The sequence below is a fragment of the Flavobacterium shii genome, assembly GCF_025847235.1.
In the GTDB taxonomy this organism is placed as follows: Bacteria; Bacteroidota; Bacteroidia; order Flavobacteriales; family Flavobacteriaceae; genus Flavobacterium; species Flavobacterium shii.
Map to the genome: position 1 here is coordinate 159,113 of NZ_JAOZEW010000010.1, position 17,660 is coordinate 176,772.

General features: G+C 33.6%; 17 protein-coding genes. 4 read left to right on the top strand and 13 right to left on the bottom strand.

Going from position 1 to position 17,660, the window contains the following annotated elements; all coding sequences use genetic code 11:
- Positions 1-12: 12 nt before the first annotated feature.
- The 5 genes from recQ to aroB all read right to left on the bottom strand — a co-directional run bounded on the left by recQ (position 13) and on the right by aroB (position 6,462).
- The gene (recQ, locus tag OIU83_RS11145; RefSeq protein WP_264206334.1) at positions 13-2,124 is read right to left on the bottom strand and encodes a DNA helicase RecQ; all 2,112 of its coding nucleotides are present in this window, start codon (positions 2,122-2,124) and stop codon (positions 13-15) included.
- An 86-nt stretch (positions 2,125-2,210) separates the two neighbouring features.
- The gene (locus OIU83_RS11150; RefSeq protein WP_264206335.1) at positions 2,211-2,615 is read right to left on the bottom strand and encodes a DNA primase; all 405 of its coding nucleotides are present in this window, start codon (positions 2,613-2,615) and stop codon (positions 2,211-2,213) included.
- 9 nt (positions 2,616-2,624) lie between these two features.
- The gene (locus OIU83_RS11155) at positions 2,625-3,593 is read right to left on the bottom strand and encodes a deoxyhypusine synthase family protein (protein WP_065450200.1); all 969 of its coding nucleotides are present in this window, start codon (positions 3,591-3,593) and stop codon (positions 2,625-2,627) included.
- Positions 3,594-3,696: 103 nt separating this feature from the next.
- Positions 3,697-5,100, bottom strand: a complete 1,404-nt coding sequence (locus OIU83_RS11160; RefSeq protein ID WP_264206336.1) for a type III PLP-dependent enzyme domain-containing protein — start codon at positions 5,098-5,100, stop codon at positions 3,697-3,699.
- A gap of 294 nt (positions 5,101-5,394) precedes the next feature.
- Positions 5,395-6,462 carry a 3-dehydroquinate synthase gene (gene aroB, locus OIU83_RS11165; protein WP_264206337.1) on the bottom strand — a complete coding sequence of 356 codons (1,068 nt, stop codon included), beginning with the start codon at positions 6,460-6,462 and terminating at the stop codon, positions 5,395-5,397.
- A gap of 93 nt (positions 6,463-6,555) precedes the next feature.
- On the opposite strand from aroB, the gene OIU83_RS11170 reads away from it, so the two are divergent.
- From OIU83_RS11170 to OIU83_RS11185, 4 genes are all read left to right on the top strand, one after another.
- Entirely contained in the window at positions 6,556-7,722 is a 1,167-nt protein-coding gene (locus tag OIU83_RS11170) for a proline dehydrogenase family protein (RefSeq protein WP_264206338.1), read from the top strand.
- Positions 7,723-7,929: 207 nt separating this feature from the next.
- On the top strand, positions 7,930-8,220 hold the full coding sequence (locus OIU83_RS11175; RefSeq protein ID WP_264206339.1) for a helix-turn-helix domain-containing protein: 291 nt from the start codon (positions 7,930-7,932) through the stop codon (positions 8,218-8,220).
- A 355-nt stretch (positions 8,221-8,575) separates the two neighbouring features.
- The gene (locus OIU83_RS11180; RefSeq protein ID WP_264206340.1) at positions 8,576-9,805 is read left to right on the top strand and encodes a sensor histidine kinase; all 1,230 of its coding nucleotides are present in this window, start codon (positions 8,576-8,578) and stop codon (positions 9,803-9,805) included.
- Between the two features lie 39 nt (positions 9,806-9,844).
- Positions 9,845-10,231: a YegP family protein gene (locus tag OIU83_RS11185; RefSeq protein ID WP_264206341.1), complete on the top strand. Its 387-nt coding sequence runs from the start codon at positions 9,845-9,847 to the stop codon at positions 10,229-10,231.
- A 53-nt stretch (positions 10,232-10,284) separates the two neighbouring features.
- Here the strand turns inward: OIU83_RS11185 and OIU83_RS11190 are convergent, their stop codons facing one another.
- The 8 genes from OIU83_RS11190 to OIU83_RS11225 form a co-directional block, all read right to left on the bottom strand.
- Positions 10,285-10,461, bottom strand: a complete 177-nt coding sequence (locus OIU83_RS11190) for a histone H1 (RefSeq protein ID WP_264206342.1) — start codon at positions 10,459-10,461, stop codon at positions 10,285-10,287.
- Between the two features lie 144 nt (positions 10,462-10,605).
- Positions 10,606-11,640 carry an LLM class flavin-dependent oxidoreductase gene (locus tag OIU83_RS11195; protein ID WP_264206343.1) on the bottom strand — a complete coding sequence of 345 codons (1,035 nt, stop codon included), beginning with the start codon at positions 11,638-11,640 and terminating at the stop codon, positions 10,606-10,608.
- Positions 11,641-11,808: 168 nt separating this feature from the next.
- Complete coding sequence (locus tag OIU83_RS11200; protein WP_264206344.1) at positions 11,809-12,285, bottom strand: cupin domain-containing protein; 477 nt, start codon at positions 12,283-12,285, stop codon at positions 11,809-11,811.
- A gap of 104 nt (positions 12,286-12,389) precedes the next feature.
- Positions 12,390-13,850, bottom strand: a complete 1,461-nt coding sequence (locus OIU83_RS11205; RefSeq protein ID WP_264206345.1) for an FAD-binding oxidoreductase — start codon at positions 13,848-13,850, stop codon at positions 12,390-12,392.
- 30 nt (positions 13,851-13,880) lie between these two features.
- Positions 13,881-14,621 carry a Dabb family protein gene (locus tag OIU83_RS11210; RefSeq protein ID WP_264206346.1) on the bottom strand — a complete coding sequence of 247 codons (741 nt, stop codon included), beginning with the start codon at positions 14,619-14,621 and terminating at the stop codon, positions 13,881-13,883.
- Between the two features lie 53 nt (positions 14,622-14,674).
- Positions 14,675-15,697: a heme-binding protein gene (locus tag OIU83_RS11215; protein ID WP_264206347.1), complete on the bottom strand. Its 1,023-nt coding sequence runs from the start codon at positions 15,695-15,697 to the stop codon at positions 14,675-14,677.
- A gap of 59 nt (positions 15,698-15,756) precedes the next feature.
- Positions 15,757-16,119 (bottom strand): putative quinol monooxygenase, encoded by a 363-nt coding sequence (locus OIU83_RS11220; protein WP_264206348.1) that lies wholly within the window; start codon positions 16,117-16,119, stop codon positions 15,757-15,759.
- A 250-nt stretch (positions 16,120-16,369) separates the two neighbouring features.
- Complete coding sequence (locus OIU83_RS11225; protein ID WP_264206349.1) at positions 16,370-17,653, bottom strand: ferritin-like domain-containing protein; 1,284 nt, start codon at positions 17,651-17,653, stop codon at positions 16,370-16,372.
- Positions 17,654-17,660: the final 7 nt, after the last annotated feature.

The window sequence follows — 17,660 nt, forward strand, 5'->3', positions numbered from 1 at the left end:
TTATAATATTTTTTAATAATTCTTCTCAATAACAGCAAGTCCTAAGCGAATTTTGTCATAAGATATTTGTTCTTCAAAGTAATCATAGTAAGCTTTTAGTGTTTCTGGATTTTCAAGTTTCTTTTGAGCATCTTTTATCTTGAAAATTTCAGCATCAGAAACATAATCGGATAAATCAATGTCATGACCGTCGACATATAGCTTGGCTAAGTGTGATGCAATTGTCGAAATTCCTAGTTTTCTTTTTGCGGCAATAGCTTCTATTGTGATTCCTTCCTGGAATAATTCCAAGGTAACTTTGTAGGTGCTACTTTCTTTTTTTACTTTTACTTTAGGAGTGTTTTTGTTTTTATGAAATTCAATTATGGCATTGATAAAATCCGAACCGTATTTTTCCAGCTTGGCTTTTCCGACTCCATCAATTGCAATAAGCTCCTCATCACTCATCGGGCGTAATGTTTCCATTTGTTTTAAAACGGCATCACTAAAAATTACATAAGCAGGCACTTCCTCTTCTTTTGATATTTTGTATCGTAATTGGCGAAGGATTTCAAATAGAGAATTTGGTTTTGTCTTAGTGGCTTTTTCTTGTATTTCGGTTTTTTCAATTGTTTTCTTAACAACAGTTGTAAGCTTTACTTTTTCACCTTCGAACAAAACTTTTTTTGCAAAAGGAGTCAATAAAATTTTGTTATGCTGATGAAATGCAATTTCGCAATAGCCTAAATTTATTAACTGGATTAAATATTGATTCCAATCATACCAGGAAATATCGGCACCAATTCCGTAGGTTTTTAAATTCTGATATTCATGTTCGTATATGTGAGCATTTTTAGAACCTTTAAGAAAATCTACAATTACAGGTAGCGTTTCTTTTTCTTGCAATCGGGTAATAGCCGATAATGCTTTTTGTGCAATGACGGTTCCGTCAAAAAATCTTGGGGGATTTTTGCAAATATCACAATTTCCGCAATTTTCGGTTACTAATTCGCCAAAATAAGACAGTAATATTTTTCTGCGACAGCTCAGAGCATCCGCATATTGTTTCATTCGTTCTAATTTTGCAAGCTGTACTTCGGCGTTTAAACCTTCAGAAGCAAATTTTTGTAATTGAATAACATCGCTGTAACTTTCGAATAAAATTGTTTCTGATGGTAATCCATCGCGACCCGCTCTTCCAATTTCCTGATAATATCCTTCGATATTTTTAGGCAAATTGTAATGAATTACCCAACGAACATTCGATTTATCAATCCCCATTCCGAATGCAATTGTTGCGCAAACCACTTGACAATCATCATTTATAAAATCATCCTGAGTTCTAGAGCGCAGTTTACTATCAAGACCAGCGTGATATGCTTTGGCATTAATTCCTTTCTTTTGTAATTTTCCGGCTAGTTCTTCGGTTGTTTTTCTGCTTAAGCAATAAACAATTCCAGATTCATCGGGTTTGGTTTCGATAAAATCTATTATTTGCTTTACTCTGTCCAGAGCAGGGCGTACTTCCAGGCTTAAATTTTTTCTATCAAATGAGGCAACAACAGTTTTTGGGTTGCTTAAATTTAATTGTTTTGTTATATCTGTTCTTGTTGCTTTATCTGCAGTTGCTGTTAATGCTAAGATTGGAGTAGTGGGGAACCGTTTTTTTAAATATCCTAAGTTTGTGTAAGCCGGACGGAAATCATGACCCCAAGCCGAAATACAATGTGCTTCGTCTATCGCTATAAGGCTAACTGTAAGTTGATTAAAAAGAACATCAAGATAGGATAAACTTTCGGGCGCTATATAAACTAATTTTATGATATTGGTTTTTAAGCTATCCATATAAAATTGCTGTTCTTGCTCTGTTTGACTACTATTTATAAAACAGGCAGCAATTCCATTGGCTTTTAAGCTATCGACTTGATCTTTCATTAAAGCAATAAGAGGCGAAATCACAACCGTAATTCCGGGTAATAATAATGCAGGCAGTTGAAAACATATCGATTTTCCACCACCAGTTGGCATTATTGCTAATGTATCCTGTCCAGAAAGTATAGTATTAATGATATCTTCCTGATTGGGTCTGAATTTTTCGAATCCAAAATTCTCTTTTAGTCCGGCATGTAATATCTCTGACGTCATCGACTTTTATTTTTGTAGGTAATTTACTAAATAAAAAAGGAACTCATGTACGAGTTCCTTTTTTATTTTGATATGTTTCAGATTAATTAATCTTCATCATCTTCGTCATCATCCTCATCGGCGATGTCTTTATCACGGTCTTCATCTTCATCGTCTCCGTCAAGATCCGGCTTGTCTAAATTTTCATCTTCATCGTCTTCATCGTCTGCTTCATCGTCTAAATCAAGACCTTTTATTGGCTCGATTGTATCAACGTCAGCATCGATTTCGTCATCTTCATCGTAATTTTCAATTCTATCAGCAAGTTTGGTACTAATTTTCACTAAATATATAGTGTCTTCTGTACGTACTTCTACAGCTTCTATCAATTCGTTTTTAGCGTTTCTAAAACGGATAACATCCGAATCATCATAACCGTCAGGAAATTTCTCAACTAGTAAGTTTAAAATTTCATTAGTAAGTTTAGCGTAATCAACTATTACTCTTTTCATAAAGTTATTCTATAAATCTAATAAATATGCAAAAATTAACGGTGCTACAATGGTAGCGTCTGACTCTATAATAAATTTTGGAGTTTTAATATCTAATTTACCCCAAGTAATTTTTTCATTAGGTACAGCTCCAGAATATGAACCATAACTGGTTGTTGAATCTGAAATTTGGCAGAAATAGCTCCAAAACGGAATATCATGCATTTCCATATCCTGATACAACATTGGTACAACACAAATTGGGAAATCTCCAGCAATACCACCACCAATTTGGAAAAATCCAATTCCGTTAGTGCTATTTTTAGGGTACCAATCTGATAAGAAAACCATATATTCGATTCCAGATTTCATCGTAGATGCTTTTAAGTCACCTTTGATTACGTATGAAGCAAAAATATTCCCCATTGTACTATCTTCCCATCCTGGTACAATAATAGGTAAATTTTTCTCTGCTGCAGCATACATCCAGCTATCTTTTAAGTCAATTTCATAATATTCTTCCAATACACCAGAAAGTAACATTTTGTACATGAATTCATGTGGAAAATAACGCTCTCCTTTATCATCTGCATCTTTCCATATTTTGTAGATATGTTTTTGTAAACGACGGAATGCTTCATGCTCAGGAATACAAGTATCTGTAACTCTGTTTAATCCTCTTTCTAATAAAGCCCATTCATCTTCTGGAGTTAAATCACGATAGTTAGGCACTCTTTCGTAGTGAGAGTGTGCTACTAGATTCATGATATCTTCTTCAAGATTTGCTCCTGTACATGAAATGATCTGAACTTTATCCTGACGGATTATTTCAGCAAAAATCTTTCCAATTTCGGCAGTACTCATTGCTCCAGCCATACTTACCATCATTTTGGCTCCATTTGCCAATTGTTGTTCGTATGCTTTTGCAGCATCAACTAAAGATGCAGAGTTAAAGTGTAAATAATGTTTTTCAATAAACTGACTAATTGGTCCTTTCATTTTCTTTCTTTTTTTTTTTTGAATTTAAAGGATTTAAAACCTTTAAAGATTGTTATGCAAATTAATAAATTTTATAAATAATTAGTACAATTTGCGATTTTTTTTATTGTTTTTTATTGTACCCCAGGATCTTCAATACTTCATCTGATGTTTGTTCTTCCGAAAAGACTTCGGTTGCCAAAAATCCATTTTCGTCTCTATCGATCAAAATATGTTTTGGTTGTGGTATTAAACAGTGATGTAATCCTCCATAACCTCCTATTGTTTCCTGATAAGCTCCTGTATTGAAGAAACCAATATATAAAGGTTTTTCTTTACTATATTTTGGTAAATAAATGGCATTCATATTTTGTTCAGAATTGTAATAATCGTCACTATCACAAGTCAGACCGCCTAATAGAACCCGCTCATAAGTATCATTCCACCGGTTTACGGCAAGCATAATAAATCGTTTGTTGATTGCCCAAGTGTCAGGTAAAGTGGTTATGAAAGACGAATCGATCATGTTCCATTTTTCTCTGTCATTTTGTTGTTTTTGGTATAAGATCTGGTAAATAGCTCCACCACTTTCTCCTACAGTAAACGAACCAAATTCGGTAAAAATATTTGGTACATCTACTTCTGCTTCATCACAGGCAATTTTTATTTGATTGATAATTTCGTCAATCATATATTGGTAATCGTATTCAAAAGCCAATGAATTTTTAATAGGGAATCCACCTCCAATGTTCAAGCCATCAAGAGAAGGACATTCCTTTTTTAAAGCTACATATACTTTGATACATTTTACTAATTCATTCCAGTAATAGGCATTGTCATTGATACCGGTATTAATAAAAAAGTGCAACATTTTTAGTTCCAGATTTTTATTTTCCTTAATCTCTTTTTTGTAAAAAGGGACAATGTTTTTGTATCCAATTCCTAATCTCGAAGTATAGAACTCAAATTTTGGTTCTTCTTCGGCAGCAATACGGATTCCGATTTTGAATTTTCCTTTTATTTCTGCTTGAAGCAAATCAAGTTCTTCAAAATTATCAATGATCGGAATGGTGTTTTTATGACCATTATTTATAAGTCTCGCAATATTAGTAACATATTGGTCTCTCTTGAAACCGTTACATATAATGTGAGTGTTTTTGTTGATTTTACCATTTTCCAATAAATTCTCAGCGATATTGATATCAAAGGCCGAAGAAGTTTCTATATGGATATTGTTTTTGAAAGCTTCATTCATGATAAACTCAAAATGCGAACTTTTAGTACAATAGCAGTAATAGTATTTTGCTTCGTATTTATTTTTTTCCATCGATTTTCTAAACCAACTTTTTGCTTTGTTGATATTATTAGAAATTTGAGGCAAATAAGTAAATTTTAATGGCGTACCATATTTTTCTACCAATTTCATCAAATCGATGTTGTGGAATTGAAGGTTGTCTTTGTTTAAAGTAAATTCCTCTTGAGGAAAGTAATATGTTTGATTTATTAAATCAGAATATTTTGTATTCATTGTGGATATGAGTATTTTAAATTAAATTAGTGGTAAACAATAAAATAATCTAAAATTCAAACCCGAATATTTGCAAACACGATTTGTAGTTTCTCGTGCTCCGCTTTTGTACATTGGAAGATATCAAAACAAAAGTTTCCTTTTATATTGTAAAAACGGTTCAATATCCTCAAAAATGAAGTATTGACCAGCTTCTTGAACGAACTGAATTGTTTCTGTTTTTGATTTTTTTTCACGCTGCAAATGTAAAAAATATTATATACGTAAAGCAAAGCTTTTTTATTAAAAAAAACGTTAAGATTTGTAATCTTGAAAGGCCTCAAGAATTAATTCATTTTCAACCGATTGATTGATTTTTATTTTCCCGATTCCTTCTATTAGTGCGAACTGTATTAAACCATACTCATTTTTTTTATCATGAATAAGTAATTCTAATATTGGCTCGATATCATTCTCTTCTATAATTACGTCATCATAAATTGATTTTATAGCCGATTTTATCTGTGCATACTCCTCTTTTGTAAGCAGGTTTTTATGCAATGAAATGTAACTTTCAAGAATCATACCAATAGCAATTGCTTCACCGTGTAGTAATGTTTTCTTGTTTTCATTTTCCAAAAAGTAACTTTCGATAGCGTGACCTAATGTATGTCCGAAATTCAATGCTTTACGAATATGTTTTTCGGTAGGATCCTGCATTACAATTTCATTTTTTATTTCGACCGAGCGATAGATTAATTCGTCAAGATCGGCAAAGTCTATTGCTTTTAGATCCAAAAACTTCTCCCAATAGGCTGCATCATATATTAACCCGTGTTTCAACATTTCGGCTAGACCGGAACGCATTTCGCTTTGGGATAAAGTTTCAAGATATTGTGTATCTATTAATACCATTTTTGGCACATTAATAACACCGATTTGGTTTTTTAAATTACCTAAATCTACACCATTTTTTCCTCCTACAGATGCATCGACCATCGATAATAAAGTAGTTGGTATATGTATAAAATCAACTCCACGTTTAAATGTAGAAGCTACGAAACCACCTAAATCGGTAACAACACCACCACCAAGGTTGATAATCAATGTTTTTCTATCGGCACCAAGTTCTGTTAAAACCTTCCATATTTCGATACAAGTTTCAATGTTTTTATTGATTTCTCCCGATTCAAACTCGATAATTTCTATTGTAAGATCGGTTTCTAATAAAGGTAAAAATTTAGGTAAACAATATTCATTTGTATCAGTATCAACAACAATGAACAAATTTGAATACTTATTTTCCTTTAAATGATTATTTAAAGCTTCGTATGCATTTTGGTTAAAATGAATAGGATAATTATTGGCGTGAATTGATTGCATGTCTTCTATGGTTAATTGAAAGCGCAAAATAAGGCATTTTTAACTAAATAATATTCAAACTCTGTCTATATTTGCACAAAAAAATCCCTAATAATGGAAAAAATATTCAATAACACACAAGTTGCATTTTCGTTAAAAAGTGATACAGAACTTGAACGAGCTTATTTTCTTTTTAAAATGATTGCCAATCAGCCTTTAGTTCGTATTGGAACAGCGGTTACAAACTTTGCTTTGAAAGCAAATTTACCAGTTGAAAAATTAATTCGTGCCACTGTTTTCGACCATTTTTGTGGTGGTGTAAATGAGAACGATTGTATTTCTGTTGTTGACAAAATGTACACCAAAGGTGTTTGTTCAGTATTGGATTATTCGGTAGAAGGAAAAGAAGAAGAAGAGCAATTTGATGCTGCTTTAAAAATGACATTAAAAACAATTGAGTTTGCCAAAGAGCGTGAAGCAATTCCGTTTGCAGTTTTTAAACCAACGGGTTTAGGTCGTTTTGAATTATATGAAAAATTAGGAGAGAAACAAACTTTAACACCAGCAGAACAAGCAGAGTGGAATAGAGTAGTGGAGCGTTTTGATATTGTATGTAATGAGGCTCATAAAAACGATGTAGCTTTACTTATTGATGGTGAAGAAAGTTGGATGCAAGATGCAGCCGATGATTTGGTTACCGATATGATGCGCAAATACAACAAAGAAAAAACAATTATATTTAATACATTACAAATGTACCGTTGGGATCGTTTGGATTATTTAAAAAAATTGCATGAACAAGCAAAAACAGAAGGTTTTTTCATAGGTATGAAACTGGTTCGTGGTGCTTATATGGAGAAAGAAATTAAAAGAGCAGAAGAGAAAAACTATGTTTCTCCAATTTGTGTTTCTAAAGAAGCTACTGATATTAATTATGATGCAGCAGTTTTATATATGTTAGACCATTTAGATACGATGTCTATTTTTGCAGGAACACACAATGAGAATAGTTCTTATACTTTGATGGGAATGATGAAGGAGAGAGGTATAAAAAATAATGATCACAGAATCTATTTTGGTCAGTTATACGGAATGAGTGATAATATTAGTTATAACCTTGCGGAAAATGGATATAATGTTGCTAAATATTTACCATTTGGACCTGTAAAAGATGTTATGCCTTACCTTATCCGTCGAGCGGAAGAGAACACTTCGGTTGCAGGACAAACTAACAGAGAATTAGAGCTTTTAAAAACGGAGCGTAAGAGAAGAAAAGGATAATAGATAAATAGTAAGATATGTACTACTATATATCTCTATAGATATGAAAAACTCCAATGAAAAATTGGAGTTTTTTTATGTACAGAATTTTAATTTAACAGGAAAAGTTTCTTTTAAAAAGATTTTATTGTATATATTTGGCTTTTTGTTATATGAAAAATCTTATAAATTTATTGTGTTTAAGATAGTGTTTAAATTTGAATATGTATGGAAGATATTACCTTAAAAATCAACGAAATTGCTATTGAATATTATTCGGGTAACAATTCTAAATTTGCAAAAGCAATGAATACGAGTGAGGCAAATATTAGAAATTATCGAAATGGGACTATACCTAAAATTGATTTTATAATTAAATTATCTGAAAAATTAAAAATAAGTCTTGATTGGCTTTTACTGAATAAGGGCAATAAAAATAAACTAAATTATGAGAATGTCGATTTGTATGAAAGGCTCAATGATTTGGAGAAAAAAGTTGAATTTTTACAAATTAAATAATCTACAAAATAGGTTTTTCTAAAAGTAAGAGAAGTTAAAAAATGACGGATGATATTTAAAAAAGCGGAGATATTATATCTCTGCTTTTTTTTTTGATGAAAATCAAGTCGAAAATGGATCAATATCTTGTAGTACTAGTTCTAGATTAAGTAGTGCGTTGTTCTATAAAGTATTGATTTTATTGCTGGTATCTTTGTAATGAACATAAAAATATAATTGCAATTTTTAATGTTTCAAATACCTTTTAATTTATTCTTTAGATTCTGTCTTAAGTAAATAAAAGGTAGTTTTTTTTGAATATCTTTTTGATGTTCAGTCATTTAGTTTAGTGTTAATAGGTTTAATAAGGAAGAGTATGATGGTATTGGATTTTTATAAAAAGAATAGTTATAAAGCTGGAAGTAATTTTCACTCAAAATTTATTGAGGATAGGAGCACGGTTTTTTATGGTAAAATTTTGGATACAGCAGATTTAAAGACTCATGAATTGAAACTAAAAATTTTAGGAGAACGTTTTCAATTTGCTTTGGAAGCTTCAAATACAGGTGTTTGGGATTGGAATATGAAAACTAATGTTGTTTTTTATTCTTCTCAATCGTTAAAAATTCTTGAAATAAAATCCGACGATACTTTTGATAAGCCGGAACGTTGGGATGAAATTGTACATCCAGATGATTTAGGTGGGTATTATGATGCTATTAATGAGCATTTTGCCAATAAAACACCCTTTTACGAGAATTGCCATCGTGTGATAACTTCCAGTGGGAAATACAAATGGATTTTGGATAGAGGAAAAGTGATCGAACGTGATTTAAGAGGGAAACCATTAAGAGTAATAGGAACTCATACTGATATCACATCACATAAGGAAAAGGAGATGGAGTTGGTGAATACGATGAAATTGTATGGTGAAAAGAATAGCCAATTATTGAATTTCTCTCATATCGTGGCTCATAATTTAAATTCTCATGCAGGGAATTTAAAGTTGCTTTTGGATATGATAGATTCCGATACTAAAAGTAATATGGAGGACAGCGATGCTTTTAAGTATTTGCGTACTGTCTCTAACGATTTGAATAAAACAATTGCCGATTTATCGCAAATAGTCAACATACAGAACAATGTAAATATTATTGTTGCTCCTTTAAATTTAAAAAAATGTTTAAAGAAAGTACTGGATATAATTAGTGCTTATGATCATAGAAAGTTTGGTACAATTATAAATAATATTCCTAAGGACGCAACTATTAATTTTAATCCAGCTTATCTGGAGAGTGTCCTATTAAATTTTTGCACTAATGCCATTAAATATGCTGATCCTGAGCGAACTTTAATAATTGAGTTTAATTTTTTCTTAGAAAATGGCAAAAAAGTATTCACTATAACTGATAATGGTTTGGGGATTGATTTAAAAAAACATGGGCATTTATTATTTGGGATGTACAAAACGTTCCATAAACACGAAGAGGCGCATGGTATTGGGTTATATATTACAAAGAACCAAATAGAATCTATGAATGCAACCGTTGCTGTAGATAGTAAAGTAGGAGTGGGTACTACATTTAAAATTACATTTAACGACTAGATACGATTGATATAATACTATAAATAATTATTTTAAAAAATGGAAAAATTTGTAATTACAAAAAATACAAATGATGAATTTCAATTCAATTTTATTGATAAAAAAGGAAATATAATTCTCACCAGTAGTGGGTATACAAGGAAGTTTATGTGTGTAAAAGGGATTGAATCTGTAAAGAGTAACTCTCAGGATGACACAAAGTTTTTTCGTAAAACAGCTTCAAATAATACGGTTTACTTTAATTTGAAGGCTTTTAACGGAAAAATTATAGGAATAAGCAAAATGTTTGAAGATAGACCTTCACGTGATATTGGAATTCAATTCCTGAAAGATAAAGCGCCTGATGCTATTATTGAAGATCACTCTAAATTATCTGCCAAAAAGATATATTCTACTTCTCGGAATATTGCAATTCTAGAGATATAATTATAAAAACAAAGCCCTATAGAATTCTATAGGGCTTTATTATAAAGAATAAATTATTTTTTAGATTCTTCTACAGAAACTTTTCTAAATTCTTTTAATAATTTCTCTAACTCTAAAGTAGATTTACGAGCTCTTGGTCCAGCTGCTTTCACACCTTTTTCCATTAGTGATTCATATTCATTTTTGAATGTTTCGAATTCTGTTGCGATTTTGGCGAATAAGTCGTTCATGATAATGCTTTATTAAATTAAAGCGCAAAAGTAAAATTTTGTTCGTTAGTTCTAAATTATTTGCTGTTAAAATCATTATTTATTTTTAAGTGCAACTATTCGAATATGTTATGTACTTATAAAATTACTTTTTGATTCGGATTCCTAGTGAAAAGGGAGATTTTTTTTAACAAGTGGGATAACTTTTTGTCCTATAAATTCTATTGAGCTCATTAGTTGTGCATGTGTAAGACCTGCATTATCCATTTGGAAAGTAAATCTGGAAATACCTCCAAGGGACTCGCTATGACGCAAAATTTTCTCGGCAACCTGTTCTGGATTCCCTACTACCAAAACGCCTTTGGTGTCAATAAGGCTATCAAATTGTGTTTTTGTCACTGGTGGCCAACCACGTTCTTTTCCTAGTTTAGTCCAAAGCTCAGCATATCCCGGATAATATTCGGCAATTGCTTTTTCATTGGTCCCTGAAACATATCCTGGAGAATGTAAACCTACTTTTAGTTTTTCGGGTTGATGTCCTGCAGCCGCACCGGCTTCACGATACAGATCTATTAAGGGACGGAAACGATGTGTTTGTCCGCCAATAACAGCTACCATTAAAGGTAAACCAAGTGTTCCTGCTCGTATAAAAGACTCTGGAGTTCCGCCAACGCCAAGCCAGATTGGTAATTTTTCTTGTATGGATCGTGGATAAACAGGGAGATTATTAATTGCAGGACGAAATTTCCCTGACCAGGTTACAAACTCATTATCTCGAATTTGTAGTAATAACTCCAATTTCTCTTTAAATAATTGGTCGTAATCATTGAGATTAAACCCGAAGAGTGGATAAGCTTCGATAGAAGATCCACGTCCTACAACAATCTCGGCTCTTCCTTTGGATATTAAATCCAAAGTGGCAAAGCTTTGATACACGCGAACAGGATCGGCAGCACTTAAAACACTTACAGCACTTGTTAATCTTATAGTATTAGTCCTGGCAGCAGCGGCACTTAGTATTACAGCTGTGGCAGAGTCTAAAAACTCTTTTTTGTGGTGTTCGCCTATCCCAAATACATCAAGCCCAACCTGATCGGCGAGCTCAATTCTTTCCAGCAATTGTTGCATTGCATCTACACTACTTAACGTATTGTTGTCTCCGTACATTGCCGAAGCAAAACTATCTATACCTATTTCCATAATATAGTAAAGATATTAAAAAAATCTCTTTTTTTAATATCCATACGTCCCATTTCTAGAATAAAATATCTTCTTAATTGATTTAAATAGTTACGCTTATTTCTTATTATTCAAATTTTGATATCCTTAAATAATATTTTTTTGCAGAAATAAAAAAACTTGAATTTTTTAAGGATTGGTCAGGTCTGTAATCAGTTTTTTGTGTTCAGGATATTCTTTTATTAATGTATCGCGATCTCCTAGAAAATACTCTTTGGGGTTAAAAGGAGGAGCCATCGAAACTCCCATTAAACTCCATGAATCTTTACTTTTAACTCTGGAACCCAGCCATGTTCCTCCCGGGATTACTTTCATAGGTTTTCCCCCTTTGGCAAGGTCATTACTAAAAGTATAGACTTCGGAACTGGGATTATAACCTTTTGGATATAAAAGCAGCATTTCTACAGGATGGCCTTCATAAAAATGATAGAGCATATCACTGGTTACTTTGTGCATTATAGAACATCTGGTATCATCCAGGAAATAATAGATAGCGCTACAAGGCGGATTGTCTGTTGGAGGTAAAGGATAGGTATTGGCAAAATAGCCTCCTTCGACATCATTTAATTGTAGATTCAATAGTTTAATTACTTCTGTAGGTTTCATTGTAGCATGTATTTAAATGAGTTTGATATTATTTCTTAGCTATTTATTTAAGTCCCTGACTGCACTGGGGGGACAATTACAGGGACCTAAACTTATGTAGAATGTTATAGTCTAGTCCTGTTTATCGGACTAATATCTGTAAGTTCTTTTGTTGGGTTAAAAGGGGAACCTACACTTTGTTGGAAACTAAAGTAATTGTTAGGATCTACTTTTTTCTTGATATCCAGCAGGCGTTTGTAATTATCACCATAATATTTCTTTGCCCAGTTATGTTGCAAAGGATCGATGTAATTTACATAAGCACCAGTAGCATTTCCAGCATCGGATAATCTTTCGAAAAATTCGTAAGCCCATTCTACATTTTTAAGTGTATCTCCGGGTTTATCCAAATCCCATATTGCTTTGATCTCTGGAACAAAACGACAATCCCTGTGTACATAAGACGTAGCATCTGATGCGACATTTTCGATAGCACCTCCGGCATGAGTCCATACGGCAAAACTGTCTGGAGAGGGAGCATTAGTCATGGAATCAATAATAACTTTGGCTACTTTGTTGTTCATTCCTCCTTTAGGAAGAATTGTAGAACGGATGTAGGAACTTCTTCCGGCAACTCTTGTTGTGTAACCGTTAAAAAATTCCCAATCGGGTAGTGTCATATTATAAAGATCGGCATTGATCGGTTTCAACTTTAGTAATCCTTGTAATAAATCGATACCTTCTTCACAATCACCATTAAAAACAGGGGTTAAGCCCAATACTTTTACATTGGTGGTTTTATCGATAAGGTCTTTTTGATTTCCCATAAAGCCATAAACAGCCATTGCATCCGGAACGGTCTCGACCCATTCATTGTAGTAGCCAAGTACATCTTGTGCCATTTCCAGCGGATAACGAATTTGTCCTACGAGCATTTTTTTGCTGTGTGGTTTTCGTACTCTCATTTCCATTTCTACAACAATGCCAAAATTTCCACCGCCACCACCGCAGCATGCCCAAAAAAGATCGATATCTTCGGCAGATTTACTGTTTATACCTATGTGCCTAAGTTCTCCATCGGGTGTAACAATTTTTAAACTCTCGAGATTGTCAATGCTCATTCCGTAGGAGCGAGAAACAAAACTGTATCCTCCGCCAAGCATAAATCCAGGGGGAGCAACAGTAGGACAACCGCCGCCTACAGGGATTAAACCTGTATTGGTGGCTTGCATAAATTTATAAACATCGTACCAGATTACTCCCATTTCGGCTGTAACTGTTTCTTTTTTGTGGTTAAAGGTGATTCTGTTTAAGTTTTTCATTGCTATTACTACGCCACCTTCATTTAGGCAATATCCTGCAGCGCTATGACCACCTCCTTTTATAGAAAAAGGAAGGTTGTGGGCAATGGCAAATTTGAGTCCTAGTTTTACGTCTTCTACTACGGCCGGAAAAATAATCAGGCGAGGCCTGAATTGGATACGTCCGTTATCTATATGTATGGCTTCTTCGTAGTCGGAATCTCCCGGTTGTAATATATAACCGCTTAACTCACGAGTTAGTTCCTGAATTGCTTTTTCTATCATGATTATAGTTTTTTTGGTTGTACGACTTGTTTAAAATCTGGTAAGAGAATATACTTTGGACTCGTATTTAAGGTAAGAATCGAAAATATAGGTATTCTCGATCATCCCGGCAGTTGCTGGAAAAAACTCATCATGTTTTTTACTTTTTAAATAAGTATCATACGCTTTTTTACTTTCGTAAATGATAGAAACTGCTACATCAAAATTTCTTACAGAAACATCCCTATTTATATCCGTAAGACCACCCGTAGAAAATTGTTGTATACCAGGGTGTCCAGATAGATATTTTAAACAGATATCGGTGAAATTTTTTATATTTTTCTCAGATTTGTCTGTGAGAGAAAAGTATAAATCATGAAACAGGCTTTGCGGAAAGTTTCCATCAAAACCAATATGCTGTGCCTCAGAAAGATTGCCACCAATAATCAGGTTGGTGACATAAGCATCCATTACGCGTCTTGTAGCACCCGGCACCAATTTATTTACATATACTACAAAGTCACTGTGTGTTGTGTCATTTGTATTGTATAAATCAAAGGATGCTTTGTCTTTAAAGAGCTGATGCATGGCAATATCATACTTAAGATCATTTTCTGGTCTAACCATATCCTGAGCTCTGGTACCTATCCAAAAGGATATCATTCCTTCGGATTCAGAAAGGCATTCTCTGGCTTTAGCCATATAGAGCCCTATTATTTCTGGAGTATTACTTGTACCCAGGTTGAAGTAAGTACTATGCATCAGCTTAGGTGAATTTTTAATCTTTTCCATATAACTTTATTAGTAGGTTTTTTTTAATGATAATTGGTATCAATTGCAGCTATTTATTCAGTTTCCTGAAGGCGAAGTGTAGCTACGGATATGTGGGGCCATTTTATATCAACAGGGTTTCCATTGGCATCAAAAACAGGAAAATCAAGAATTACAGTTTGTGTATATTGCAATTGCAGGAAAGTAGTTCCGTCGGGATTTTGTACTGTTTCGATCCAAAAGATAGCCGAGAGACTATTGGCATTGGCATTAACATTTACAAAAGGAATATTTGTAATACCACCAACAGGAGCTGTAGCCCCGGGAGTTGCTACGCCATCAACAGGATTTGCATCCAGAAAAATTACTACTGTCTGGATTATATTTTGCCCTTTTATGGCATTTTCCAACATGATATTAGGGTTCATAATGACTTCCTTTGGGATTCCCGGAGGAGGAACAGCATTGGTTAACTGTGATAAATAGGTAGGGCTGTCATCATTTTGTCTTTTCCCATTAACAATAAAAAAGGGAGTAGGGTCTGCTACATCAAATTGTGGACCGCCCTTTACGGTAAAAAATGTGCCTTGAGCCAAAATAGAATCACCATGAGGTATCGAGCCAAGTCTTGCTATACTAGGTTGTACGGCGGGATCTGTGCCATCGGGAAGATTTAGGAATAGTCCCGTTTCCAAATGAATACCATTTTGCCCGCTAGGAAGATTAACATCGTCTACTTGCTGTAAATAATGCAATCCCATAAATGCGATATCCTGCTGTGCGTTACCACGGTTAATAATATCACCACCAATAGAGGAGAAGGTGAAGGTTTCTGCGGTTGAATTTAATATCAGTTTAAATTTATCCGGAGGTGGAGGACCTGGTTTTGCCTGATTCATATTGGGTACTTCGATCAGGTTAAATCCCGGACCTACCCATGTACCTGCGAGCGTTTCTAATACGCCCAGATTAACCGGAGCTTCGAAAGATGCTGCTTTAAATTTAGCATTAAACCCTTTATTGACTGTTTTTGTTTCTAGCTTGTCTAGACCTGAAAGATTTAAATTAGCTAACGGATTATTTGAATTATTTGCCATTGTGATTTTGTCTTAAAATTAATTATGATTTATATTTAAAAAAGAAATAGTTACGGAGCTTACATAGCTTTTCGACTAAATCCCTCAATTTGGGTTAATACTTCGGTTATCATAAAAACCTGTGGTGGAGTGCTAAAATCGCTTAAGAATAAGGCTCCATTTGTTTTTACAAAGTCTTGAAATATTGGTCCGTTTATGTGTGCCAAAAAGGCTTCGTGATTTTGATAAATTTCCCAGAATAAGACTTCTCCTGTAGGTGGAGTGGGTAGACTTTTTTCTTCGAAATTGGGAACATGTACCATATATAGTAATGTTCCGGGTTCTTTTTCATTTACATCTTGGGCAAGTTTTTTTAAAACTCCGGTAGCTTTTACTTCATTTCCGGGCAAGATGGTCCATTTTGCGATTAGGGGATAATACATAATGCGTTATATTTAGTTTATAGATGAATTAAAACGCTATTTTAACTTGTAAGGCATAATTATTTTAACACATAGAAACATAGAATTTGTACTTAAAAAAAAAGACGTTTCACTTATTTAGAATGCATATAGGGGTAGCTATGTGAAAGAAAAAATATTTCTTTTTTGCATTCTTTTTTACTTGGTGAAAACTATGTTTCTATGTGCTAAATAAATTTTATGATATACCCAACCCGTTATTTAAGAAAAACTATAGTTCTACATATTCAAATGTTGGACCTGCGCATTCTCCATTGCCTAATGGGATATTTAATAATTCGATAGCTTTGTATTTAAGATCATACATCACTGCAATACCTTTTATTAGCAAATCAGGATCACCGCTTACTGCATCATTTATATTATTGAGAAGCGTTACATATACTTTGTTGAATTCGATTGCTTTTTGCAATAGCTCGGGATTATTTTTATAATCTTTCATTTTAGGATTTGCTTTCATATTGTAAACCGATGACCAGCTTACTGTAAATGGACGACCTGTAGGTACACTTCTTACCGGCATCTGGAAATTAGTGTCATTAGCACTATACATACGACCATAACTTATTTCCTGAAATTTAAAATAATGAGCATACTCTATATTTTCTCCAAACATGACATGATCTGTAACAATTGTCCCGTCAATGCCTTCACCCTGACCAACGATTTCGCCAATTGCTTCTTCGGCTTCTTCATAATTAGTCACTTTTGTAATTTTACCACCACTTCCATAATAGTGCTCTGGGGTTATCTGGCGTTTTGGATCTCCTTTAAATATTCCTCCAGGAGTTTTTTTGTTTATGCGTAGTAAACCATATCGAATAGCTTCATAAAATTGTCCAATACTATCAAAAGTTTTAGTAATTGGAGCATTTGGATCTGATGGTCTTTCGATTGTAGAAAATTCCTCTAATGCTTCTTTTGAAAATTTCAGCAGGTGTACTTTAAAAGGTGGTGCTCCAGGGGGAACTTCTGGATGAATATCTCCCGGCAAAAAGGTTGGATAGTTAGGAATAATGTCTTTTACATTAAATAGTTTTTCACCTTTTTTTATACTTTTAGGATCTGTGATTGCATTAAGAATATTGGATACAAGTACCATGTGCAACATTTCCTCAACAACTACACTTCGTATTAGTGCTGCTGCCTCGACGTTACTACCGTCTTTAATAGTATACAGCCCGCATAAATAAGGCGGTATTGTAGAAAGTTCCAGTTGTAATGCAGTTCTCAGGCATGCTTGTAGATGTTTTAGATCCTTGATATAGTTTTTTACATCTTTCTGAGACATTTTAAACTGAAGAGGGAGGTCTTTAAGTTGTGGAATGTTACCTTCCAGAGCAATTGAATTTGCGATTTCCTGGGGTATGTCCGAATCAGTTAGAGAATCCAGAGCAATTGAATTTGCTATTTCCTGAGGGGTGTCCAAATCTGTAAGAGGCTTGATTAGTTTCTGACGGTTTGGATTATTTTTTTGAAAGAAATTATTTTCCATGATATAA